General features: G+C 71.8%; 7 protein-coding genes. 1 reads left to right on the top strand and 6 read right to left on the bottom strand.

Going from position 1 to position 10,518, the window contains the following annotated elements; all coding sequences use genetic code 11:
* Positions 1–52: 52 nt before the first annotated feature.
* From ACSIH6_RS38550 to ACSIH6_RS38525, 6 genes are all read right to left on the bottom strand, one after another.
* Positions 53–616, bottom strand: coding sequence for a hypothetical protein (locus tag ACSIH6_RS38550; RefSeq protein ID WP_435113693.1), 564 nt, complete (start codon positions 614–616; stop codon positions 53–55).
* Complete coding sequence (locus ACSIH6_RS38545; RefSeq protein WP_435113691.1) at positions 616–2,214, bottom strand: Nramp family divalent metal transporter; 1,599 nt, start codon at positions 2,212–2,214, stop codon at positions 616–618. The genes ACSIH6_RS38550 and ACSIH6_RS38545 overlap by 1 nt, the downstream gene beginning before the upstream one ends.
* A 236-nt stretch (positions 2,215–2,450) precedes the next feature.
* Positions 2,451–4,610: an acetate--CoA ligase family protein gene (locus ACSIH6_RS38540; RefSeq protein WP_435113689.1), complete on the bottom strand. Its 2,160-nt coding sequence runs from the start codon at positions 4,608–4,610 to the stop codon at positions 2,451–2,453.
* Positions 4,611–4,614: 4 nt separating this feature from the next.
* Entirely contained in the window at positions 4,615–5,844 is a 1,230-nt protein-coding gene (gene frc, locus ACSIH6_RS38535) for a formyl-CoA transferase (protein ID WP_435113686.1), read from the bottom strand.
* Between the two features lie 23 nt (positions 5,845–5,867).
* Positions 5,868–7,574 (bottom strand): thiamine pyrophosphate-binding protein, encoded by a 1,707-nt coding sequence (locus ACSIH6_RS38530; RefSeq protein ID WP_435113684.1) that lies wholly within the window; start codon positions 7,572–7,574, stop codon positions 5,868–5,870.
* A gap of 108 nt (positions 7,575–7,682) precedes the next feature.
* Positions 7,683–9,098, bottom strand: a complete 1,416-nt coding sequence (locus tag ACSIH6_RS38525) for an MFS transporter (protein ID WP_435113682.1) — start codon at positions 9,096–9,098, stop codon at positions 7,683–7,685.
* Positions 9,099–9,253: 155 nt separating this feature from the next.
* Here ACSIH6_RS38525 and sucC point away from each other — a divergent pair, with 155 nt between their 5' ends.
* Positions 9,254–10,441 (top strand): ADP-forming succinate--CoA ligase subunit beta, encoded by a 1,188-nt coding sequence (gene sucC, locus ACSIH6_RS38520; RefSeq protein WP_435113680.1) that lies wholly within the window; start codon positions 9,254–9,256, stop codon positions 10,439–10,441.
* The last annotated feature ends 77 nt before the right edge of the window (positions 10,442–10,518 follow it).

The raw sequence follows: 10,518 nt of genomic DNA, 5'->3' as shown, positions 1-10,518 counted from the left end.
CCCCTTGTCTCCCCTCCCCCTCGCCGTCGTTACGGGAGCGGCACCGCGCCGCTCAGGGCGACGGGGGCCGAGGGGCGCCGCGGCGGGAGCCGCTCCGCCGCCGGTCGAGGTGGACGGCGTGCTCCAGATAGCGTTCGACCAGGGACGCCGCCACGGGGTTGTGGCCCCGGACGCGGAGCAGCCAGTGCGGCGCGATCCTCTCATGGAGCCACAGGAAGCCGATCGTGAACCCCAGACTCAGCATCGCCTGGAGGGCCAGGAAGGACAGGAGCGGCTCCCCCAGCACGGTGTCGTCGCCGAGCGCCCACGCCACGGCGTAGGAGTCGATCAGCCGGGCGAGCGGGAACCCCACCAGCCAGTACAGCGCCATGGGCGCCACCGCGCCGACCTGGAAGACACCGCGTGCCAGCAGCACGCAGTACCCGGCGCCGAACAGGGCCAGGGGCACCCCCAGTCCGGCCGCGAGGGCGAGGGTGACCCCCGGGGACAGTCCGGCCATCACCGCGACGGCCGTGGCGAACAGGGCGGCCACCAGGCCGATCAGCGCGCCCGGCAGCGTGATCTCCACGTGGTCGAGCAGGGGCCTCCCCCTGGGGAGGGTGTCCTGGGCGCTCATCAGTCGATCACGACCCCGAAGGCGAACAGCGAGTAGAACAGGGCGCCGAGGTAGAACACCGCCGCGAAGGCGATGACGGCGTTGGAGAGGATGCCCGGCCGGATCGGCTTGGGCAGGGTGATGTTGTTGACCAGCAGCAGCACCACGCAGTAGGCGCCCATCGCGAACGCGGACAGGAAGGCCAGCACGTCCAGGATCGCCGTCGGGCCGTCGGCGGGGCCGAAGAGCAGGATGACGATGCCGAAGACGATCAGGCCCCACAGGAAGAGGGCGTACAGCTTCGACATGCCGATCTTCTTGGCACCCGGCACGAAGTTGAAGGTCATGTCGGCCTGGCCGCGCGAGAAGGAGTCGAACAGCCCCAGCGTGGCGTTGAGGCCGATGAGCGCGATGAAGCAGAAGAACACCGTGCCCAGGATCGGGCTTCCGGCCGCCGAGAAGGAGGCCGCCATGGCGTCCAGGGCGGCGTCGCGGTCGCCGTCGCGCAGCAGGTCGGTCACGTTCGGGTCGAAGCGGGCCGAGGCCTGGGCCAGCACGGTGAAGGAGATCGTCACCAGCATCGTGATGCCCCAGAACAGGACCATCGCGTCGAAGGTGACCCAGCGCCGCCAGCCCTTCCACTTCTCCATCTCCGCGGCGTCGGAGGTGTCGAACATGAAACCGCGCGTGGGCATGGTCTCCTGCTCGTCCGCGTGCCGCAGGCCCCGGATCTTGGGGATGTGCGAGCCCATCCCGGCGCCCTTGTCACGCAGGTGCAGGGTGTACCACATCTGCTGCATGCCGGAGGGTCCGGCGAAGGCGATGGAGCCGACGATCACGGGGAACCAGAGGGCCGTGGTGGCCTCCTCCGGCAGGTAGCCGAACGCGAACATCCCGCTGAGGGTGGACGTCAGGTCGGACAGGTCGCCCACGATCGCCGCGATCACGGCGCTGCCGACCACCAGCACGCCGATGCAGATCGACAGCACGTTCTCCAGCAGGTTGTAGATGACCTTCGCCAGTGTGAACACCACACCGACCAGGAGCATCCCGGCGACCGCTGTCACCTGCCACGGGATGCCGGTCACCCGTTCGAAGGCCGAGGCGCCCGCGGAGAGGTGTCCCGGCCAGATGTAGACCATCATCGCCGTGATGAAGAAGAACCACATGAGTGGTTTGAACACGCGCGCGGCACCGTAGAAGATGCTCTCCCCGGTGGCCATCGCGTAGCGCGACATCTCCAGCATGACCACGGCCTGGAGGGTGACGCCGACCAGGAACAGCCAGCGGATCTCGGGGCCGAAGACGAGGACCAGCCTCGGCCACATGTAGGACTCGCCCATGCCCACGCCGAGGGCGACGAGGAACACGGTGGGGCCCAGGATGTGGATCGAGGGCGGCGCCTTGGGAAGGGGGCGGATGGGCATCGGCTCCAGCCGGCCCGCCTTCCACACGCGCTCCTCGGGCGGAGCGCCGCCGGGGGCGGTCGCGGTGGAGGCGGCCTCGGCCTCGGGGGGAGGGGTCTGCCTCTGGGCGGGGACGAAGGGTGGCTGTGCGTCGGTGGGGGACTGGCGGACCGGTTCGGGCGTGCCGCCGGTCTCGGGGTGTGAGGAATCCATGGTTGGGAACTCCCTGTGGGCTGTGCGGATGCGAGCTGGTTGCTGGCATGGCGCCCCCGGGTGGTGCGGACTCCTCTCTGCCGGACGCACGAGCGAGGTCACCGCGGCGCAGTGGCTGTGTTGCGCGGTGGGGGTCCCGGCGGCCGTGTGGCGGCGGCTCCATGGCCGCCGGGTTCAGGGGTGGTGCGCGTTGGTACGGGGCCCGGTCGGGGCCGGAGCACCGACCGGGCACTGGGTCAGAGTAGTCCCGCGGCGCGGGCCCAGCGATACTTCGCGCCGAGAATCTGCACCGGCTTCTCGGTGGTGTAGGGGAAGGCCACGACGCCGTGGTCGAACAGGTACCGCGAGGCCTCCTCGACCTCGGTGTCACCCGAGAGCGAGGCGACCACGGGCTTGTCGATCCCCTTGGCCCTGGCCTCGGCCACCACGTCGGCGACCACCTTCGCGAAGACCATCGGCGGGGTGATGATGGTGTGCCAGTAGCCCAGGATGAGCGAGTGCACCCGCTCGTCCTCCAGGCCCAGGCGGATCGTGGCCTCGTAGGTGGAGGGCGGCTCGCCGCCGGTGATGTCCACCGGGTTCCCGGCGGCGCCGAAGGGCGGGATGAAGGCCCGGAACGAGGCGTCCAGGTCCGGCGGGATCTCGTAGAGGCTCATCCCGTTGTCCACGACCGCGTCGGAGAGCAGCACGCCCGACCCGCCCGCGCCGGTGATGATGACGACGTTCTCGCCCTTGGGGGTGGGCAGGACCGGCAGCGCGCGGCCGAACTCCAGCAGTTCGTTGAGTCCGGGGGCCCGGACCACACCCGCCTGGCGCAGGATGTCGTCGTAGACCTTGTCGTCGCCCGCCAGCGCGCCGGTGTGCGACCCGGCCGCGCGCGCCCCGGCGGCGGTGCGCCCGGCCTTGAGCACGATGACGGGCTTGTGCGGCACGACCTCGCGGGCGGCCTCGACGAAGGCGCGGCCGTCCTTGAGGTCCTCCAGGTGCATGGCGATGGCGTTGGTGTTCTCGTCCTGGCCGAAGAAGGTGAGCAGGTCGTCCTCGTCGATGTCGGCCTTGTTGCCGACGCCGACGATGGCCGAGACGCCGGTGCTCGTGCTGCGGCTGTAGCCGAGGATGGCCATGCCGATCCCGCCCGACTGCGAGGTCAGGGCGGTGCCGCCGCTGACGTCGTAGGGGGTGCAGAACGTCGCCGACAGCTTCTCGGGCGTGTAGTAGTAGCCGTAGATGTTGGGCCCGAGCAGGCGTACGCCGTGCCTGCGGGCGACGGCGAGCACCTCGTCCTGGAGTTCCTGCTCGCCGGTCTCGGCGAACCCGGAGGGGATGAGGACCGCCGCGGCGGCCCCCTTGGCGCCGACCTCCTCCAGCGCGCCCGCCACGAACTTCGCGGGGATCGCGAAGACCGCCACGTCGACCTCGCCGGGGATGTCGAGGACGCTCGCGTAGGCCGTGCGGCCGTACACCTCGGGGGACTTGGGGTTGACCGGGTACACCTCGCCCGCGTACCCGCCGTCGACGATGTTCTTGATGACGGAGTGGCCGATCTTGCCGGGCTCGTTCGAGGCGCCGACGATCGCGATCGACCGCGGTTTGAAGACCCGGTTCATCGCGGCGAGGATCTCGTCGCGCTCGAACCGCATGGGCGGCTCGGCGGGCGCGAAGTCCAGGACGAAGCGCAGGTCGGCGGCCACGGCGGAGGCCGGTCCGGCGAAGACCGGGTTGAGGTCGGCCTCGGCGATCTCGGGGAAGTCGGTGACCAGGTCCGACAGCCTGCTGACCACGTCGGCCAGCCGCTCCCGGTCCACGGCGGGGCGGCCGCGCACGCCGCGCAGGATCTCGGCCGCGCGGATGTCGTCGATCTGGGTCAGCGCCTCCCCGCGGGAGACCGGGGCCATCCGGAAGGTGACGTCGCGCAGGACCTCGACCAGGACGCCGCCCAGGCCGAAGACCACGATCTTGCCGAAGGTGGGGTCGGTGGTCGCGCCGACGAGGACCTCGACCTCCGGCCCGCCGCCGACCTGCTGCTGGATCTGGACGCCGTCGACGCGCGCGCCGGGGGTGTGGGCCAGGGCGTTGGCGGTGATGCGGTGGTAGGCCTCGGCGACCTTCTCGGCGCTGTCCAGGCCGACCTCGACGCCGCCCGCGTCGGTCTTGTGCAGGATGTCGGGGGAGACGATCTTGGCGACGACCGGCAGGCCGAGCTCGCCGGCGAGTTCGGCGGCCTCCTCGGCGGAGTGCGCCAGCGCCTCGCCCGGGACGGGGATGCCGTAGGCGTCGGCGAGGACGCGGCCCTCGGGGGCGGTGAGGGCGGTCCGGCCCTCGGCCCTGGCGCGGTCGAGCACCTCGCGGACCGCGGCGCGGTCGTGGTCGGGGCGGTCGGGGGTGTAAGCGGCCATGTGTTCAGATCACTCCGTTCGATGCGAGTTCGGCCAGGTCCTCGTCGGACAGCCCCAGTTCGCCGCCGTAGACGTCGGCGTTGTGCTCGCCGAGCAGCGGGGAGCGGACGACGTCCACCGGTGAGTCCGAGAGCCGGATCGGCGAGGACACCGTGTCGTAGGAGCCCCGCTCGGGGTGCTCGACGGTGGTGACGACCCCGTTGGCCCGCAGGGTGGGGTCGTCGATGATCTCGCGGGTGGACATGATCGGCCCGCAGGGGATGTTGTGCGCGTTCAGCGCGGCCAGCACGTCCCACTTGGGGATCTGGATAGCCCACTCCTCGATGAGGGCGAACACCTTGTCGAGCTTGTCCAGCCGGGACTCGGGAGTGGCCCACTCGGGGTCCTCGGCCAGCTCGGGGCGGCCGATGAGCCGGGTGATCGGCTCCCAGCCGGTGGGCTGGACGATGACGTACACGTAGTCGTTGGGGCCGCCGGGGGAGGTGCGCACGGCCCAGCCGGGCTGGCCTCCGCCGGAGGCGTTGCCGGAACGCGGGACCTCGTCGCCGAAGTCGTCGTTGGGGTACTCCGCCAGCGGTCCGTGCGCCAGGCGCTGCTGGTCGCGCAGCTTGACCCGGCACAGGTTGAGCACCGCGTCCTGCATGGCGACCTGGACGCGCTGGCCCCGGCCGGTGCTGGTGCGCTGGTACAGCGCGGCGAGGATACCGGCTACTGTATGCATTCCCGTGCCCGAGTCACCGATCTGGGCGCCCGTCGCCAGCGGCGGGCCCTCCTCGAACCCGGTGGTGCTCATGGAGCCGCCCATCGCCTGGGCGATCACCTCGTAGGCCTTGAAGTCGGCGTAGGCGCCGGGACCGAACCCCTTGATGGAGGCGTAGACCAGCCGCGGGTTGGCCTCGGCGAGCACCTCCCAGGTGAAGCCCATGCGGTCCAGCGCGCCGGGGGCGAAGTTCTCCACCAGCACGTCGCTGCGGCGCACCAGGTCCAGGAAGATCTCCTTGCCCCGGGGGTTCTTGGTGTTGAGGGTGATGCTCCGCTTGTTGGAGTTGAGCATCGTGAAGTAGAGGCTGTCCACACCGGGCTTGTCCCGGAGCTGGCGCCGGGTGATGTCACCCGTGACCGCCTCCACCTTGACCACGTCGGCGCCCATCCAGGCGAGTATCTGCGTCGCCGACGGGCCCGACTGGACGTGGGTCATGTCCAGGACGCGGACCCCGTCGAGTGCCTTGCCCATGACTCTTCCCTTCCTGATCCGCGCTACTTGTACATGGTCTGGTTCATCGTCCCCGGGGCGTAGACCTCGGGGTCGATCCAGACGTTGACGAGCGAGGGCTTGCCGGACTCGCGGGCGCGGCGCAGCGCCGGGGCGATGTCCGCCGGGTCCCGGACCTCCTCACCGTGGCCGCCCAGCATCCGGGCGAACTCGGCGTAGTTGACGTCGCCCAGGGTGTTGCCGATCTCGCCCCGGTCCGCGCCGTACTTGGCGATCTGGCCGTAGCGGATCTGGTTCATCGAGGAGTTGTTGCCCACGATGCCGACGAAGGGCAGGTCGAACCGGACCAGGGTCTCGAAGTCCCAGCCGGTCAGGCTGAACGCGCCGTCGCCGAAGAGGGCCACCACCTCCTTGTCCGGCCGGGCGTACTTGGCCGCCATCACGAACGGGATGCCCACGCCCAGGGTGCCGAGCGGGCCCGGGTCCATCCAGTGGCCGGGCGAGCGGGGCTGGACCACCTGGCCGGAGAAGGTGACGACGTCGCCGCCGTCGCCGACGTAGATGGAGTCCTCGGTGAGGAACTGGTTGATCTCGCTGACCAGCCGGTAGGGGTGGATGGGCGTGGAGTCGGAGGTGAGCAGGTGCGCGCGCTTGTCCAGCGCGGCCTGCTCCTGGTTGCGCAGCTCCTCCATCCAGGTCTTGCGGCTCTGGGCGCCGTTGTCCCCGTAGCCCGAGGTCGCCTGGAGCACCGAGGACAGGATCACGTCGGCGTCCCCGACCATCCCCAGGTCCACGTCGCGGTTCTTGCCGACGGTGGCGTAGTTGAGGTCGATCTGCACCACCGTGGCGGTGGGCGAGAGGCGCTTGCCGTAGCCCATCCGGAAGTCGAAGGGGGTGCCGACGATGATGATCAGGTCGGAGTTGGTGAAGGCGTAGCGCCGGGAGAGCTGGAAGTGGTGCGGGTCGCCGGGCGGCAGGGTGCCCCGGCCCGCGCCGTTCATGTAGGCGGGGATGTTGAGCGCGCGCACCAGGTCGGTGGCGGACTGCGTGGCCCGGGTGGTCCACACCTGGTTGCCGAGCAGGATGCTGGGCCGCTCGGAGCGCACGATCAGGTCGGCGAGCCGCTCGATCGCGGCGGGGTCGCCCGCCTGCCGGGTGGAGGCGCGGTAGCGGCCCTTGGCGGGGACGCGCGCCCGCTCCAGGGGCACCTCGGCGTCCAGGACGTCCCGGGGGATCTCCAGGAAGGCCGGGCCGGGGGCACCGCTGTTGGCCTCGCGGAAGGCCATCGAGACCAGGTCGGCCACCCGCTCGGTGTGCGGCACGGTGGCGGCGAACTTGGAGATCGGGTTGATCATGTCCACGTGCGGGAGGTCCTGGAGCGAGCCCATCTTGTGCTGGCTCAGGGCGCCCTGACCGCCGATGACCAGCATCGGGCTCTCCGCGCGGTAGGCGTTGGCGATGCCGGTGACCGCGTCGGTGGTCCCCGGTCCGGCGGTCACGACGGCGCACCCGGGCTTGCCGGTGATGCGGGCGTAGCCGTCGGCGGCGTGCGCGGCGACCTGCTCGTGTCGCACGTCGACCACGTCGATGCCCTCGTCGGCGCATCCGTCGTAGATGTCGATGATGTGTCCGCCGCAGAGCGTGAAGATGACGTCGATCCCCTCGGCCTTGAGGGCCTTGGCGACCAGGTGGCCGCCGGAGATCGTGGTCTTCTCGCTGCTGGTGGACTCGCTGGTTGCCTTGTCGGCCATCGGTACGCCGACCCCTTTCGTGCGGGTATGCGGTGTGCGGGATGTGTCCTTCGGTGGCTTCTGTGGTGCGACCGTGTTCTGTAGGCGGGATACTGTATACCGTGTGCATCACATTGGAGCACGGTGCCGCGTCGCTGTCCAGACCCCGTGTGGGGCGGGTGTGGTCCGGACCGGAAGCGGACGCCTGAGCAGGGCCGCCAGGACGGCCGCCGCGGCGCAGAGCGCGCCGGACGCGGCCAGGCCCGCGGGCCACGCGGAGACCGGTGCCAGGGCCAGGAACAGCGCGGCCCCGCCGACCCCGATCAGGCCGCCGACCGCCTTGGAGCTGTAGACCAGGCCGTGGATGTCGGCGGTCCACCGCGGCCCGAAGTGGCCCTCGGTGATCGCCCGGGTCAGCGGGTAGCAGGAGCCGGTGCACGCGCCCGCCACCAGCGCCAGGAGCGCCAGCGCGGCGGTCTGCCCGGTCGGGACGGCGGCGGCCAGGCCAGCCTGGGCGAGCGCTCCGGCGGCCAGCAGGGCGGTGAGGGTGCGCCTGCGGCCGGTCCGCTCGGCGGCGGCGCCCGCGGCCAGCCGTCCCAGGCCGCTGCCCGCGGCGAAGACCGTCACGGCCAGGGCGACCACGGCGCCCGGGTGGCCGCCGCCGACCAGGAGGACGGGCAGCGCCGCGAGGGTGAACAGCCCGCTCGCCCCGGACAGCGCGACCACCGCGTGCAGGAGCGGCAGGGAGCGGCCGGAGGACCACGCCTGGGCCGGGGTGAGGTCGCGCGCCCACGGGGGGTCGGCGCCCGCCAGCAGCGCGCTCGCGCGCGGGTCGGAGCCGGGCGGCCACCACCGGGGCGGGGCCGACCGCTGCCTCGCGCCGCCCACCAGTCCCAGAGCCGCGACCAGCAGGGCGAGCGCCCCGCAGGCCGCGGGCAGGGCGGAGGGGGACGCGCCGACCGCGACGGCGGGCAGGAGGGGCACCCAGCCCAGGGCGAAGGCGCCGCCCACGGCCCCCGAGCGCACGGTGCGCCGGTCCGGGAACCAGCCGTCCACCAGGTGCGTGCAGGAGTGGTAGACCAGCCCCGCGCCCAGGCCGCCCAGGAGGCCGTAGCCCAGGACGGCGGCGGGGAGCGACGGGAAGACACCGAGCGTGACCAGGGCGGCGGCGCACAGCAGCGCGCCCGCCTGGACGGCCGGTCCGGCCCGCACCGCTCCCCGGGCCCGGAGCCGGTGCAGCACCGGTGCGCAGGCGCCCTGCGCCAGGGTCCACACCAGGAACGGGACCAGCGCCTGGGCGGGGGACCAGCCGTGCGCGGCCACCAGCGAGGGGACCGCGGCGCCGTAGCCGAACTGGAGTCCGCCGACCGCCGCCGCGGCGGTCAGCGCGCGGAGCAGGATCACGCGGCGGGACCGGCCGGTGAGCGAGCGGGCCGAGGGGCCCACGGCGTAGCTCCTGCCGCGCCAGTCGCGTACCTCCTCGGGGGAGTGGCGGGCGGAGGGACGGGTGGAGGGGGGCTGATCGGGGGCCTGGCGGCTGCGCATGACGACACCTCCTTCTTGTATGCAGTATGCAAAGAGCACGCCGATCTGAAAAGGGGTGACCGGGGACACATTTCTGCCTCAAGGGCTATTGCATACTGCATACAGTATGGCGTAACACTGGAGGTGACCGAGAACCACGCACGTGAGGAGGCCCGGTGGATCTGCACGAGTACGAGGCCAAACAGCTCTTCGGCGAGTACGGCGTCCCCCTCGTCGAGGGCGAGATCGCGGACACCCCCGAACAGGTCCAGCTGGCGGCCGGACGGATCGGCCACCGGGTGGTGGTCAAGGCGCAGGTCAAGGCCGGGGGTCGCGGCAAGGCCGGCGGCGTCAAGGTCGCCGAGGGCTCCGAGGACGCCCGGGCCAAGGCCGAGCAGATCCTCGGCATGGACATCAAGGGCCACACGGTCCACCGTGTCCTGGTCGAGGAGGCCTCCGACATCGCGGAGGAGTACTACTTCTCCTTCCTGCTGGACCGTGCGAACCGCACCTTTCTGTCCATCTGCTCCGCCGAGGGCGGCATGGACATCGAGGAGGTCGCCCGGACCCGGCCCGAGGCGGTCGTGCGCACCCCGGTCGGCCCCGAGGGGGTGGACCACGGGGCCGCCCTCGCGATCTGCCGTGCGGCGGGGCTGCCCGAGGAGGTGCGCGACTGCGCGGCCCAGGTGATCACGCGGCTCTGGGAGGTCGCCGTCGGGGAGGACGCCACCCTCGTCGAGGTCAACCCCCTGGTCCGCACGGCCGACGGGCGGATCATCGCCCTGGACGGCAAGGTCACCCTGGACGGGAACGCCGCCTTCCGCCACCCCGAGCGGACCCCGTTCACCGACGGCGCCGACACCGACGAGCGCGAGCGCCTGGCCAGGGACCGGGGCCTGAACTACGTCAGGCTCGACGGCGAGGTCGGCGTCATCGGCAACGGCGCGGGCCTGGTCATGTCCACCCTGGACGTGGTCGCCCACGCGGGCGGGGCGCACGGTGGGGTGCGCCCGGCCAACTTCCTGGACATCGGCGGCGGCGCCTCGGCCGAGGTCATGGCCAACGGTCTGGAGATCATCCTGGGCGACCCCTCGGTCCGGAGCGTCCTGGTCAACGTCTTCGGCGGCATCACCGCCTGCGACGCGGTGGCCAACGGGATCGTCCAGGCCCTGGACATGCTGGAGGGCCGCAGCGGCGACGAGGGCTTCGACCAGCTCGGCAAGCCGCTGGTCGTGCGCCTGGACGGCAACAACGCCGAGCTGGGCCGCGAGATCCTCACCAGGCGCGCCCACCCGGCCGTGCAGCAGGTGGACACCATGGACGGCGCCGCCGCCAGGGCCGCCGAGCTCGCGGCCGCGAACTGACAGCGGCGGGACACCCTCGACGGGAGTGACGAACACACATGGCCATCTTCGTGAACAGCGGCAGCAGAATCCTGGTG

The organism is Nocardiopsis synnemataformans, assembly GCF_965343085.1.
In the GTDB taxonomy this organism is placed as follows: Bacteria; Actinomycetota; Actinomycetes; order Streptosporangiales; family Streptosporangiaceae; genus Nocardiopsis; species Nocardiopsis alborubida.
This window is presented reverse-complemented; position numbering and strand designations above follow the sequence as displayed.

What these genes read in the sequence shown, in the direction of transcription:
- ACSIH6_RS38550 (WP_435113693.1), bottom strand. Translation starts at nt 616, where the DNA reads ATGAGCGCCCAGGACACCCTCCCCAGGGGGAGGCCCCTGCTCGACCAC.
- ACSIH6_RS38545 (WP_435113691.1), bottom strand. Translation starts at nt 2,214, where the DNA reads ATGGATTCCTCACACCCCGAGACCGGCGGCACGCCCGAACCGGTCCGC.
- ACSIH6_RS38540 (WP_435113689.1), bottom strand. Translation starts at nt 4,610, where the DNA reads ATGGCCGCTTACACCCCCGACCGCCCCGACCACGACCGCGCCGCGGTC.
- frc (WP_435113686.1), bottom strand. Translation starts at nt 5,844, where the DNA reads ATGGGCAAGGCACTCGACGGGGTCCGCGTCCTGGACATGACCCACGTC.
- ACSIH6_RS38530 (WP_435113684.1), bottom strand. Translation starts at nt 7,574, where the DNA reads ATGGCCGACAAGGCAACCAGCGAGTCCACCAGCAGCGAGAAGACCACG.
- ACSIH6_RS38525 (WP_435113682.1), bottom strand. Translation starts at nt 9,098, where the DNA reads ATGCGCAGCCGCCAGGCCCCCGATCAGCCCCCCTCCACCCGTCCCTCC.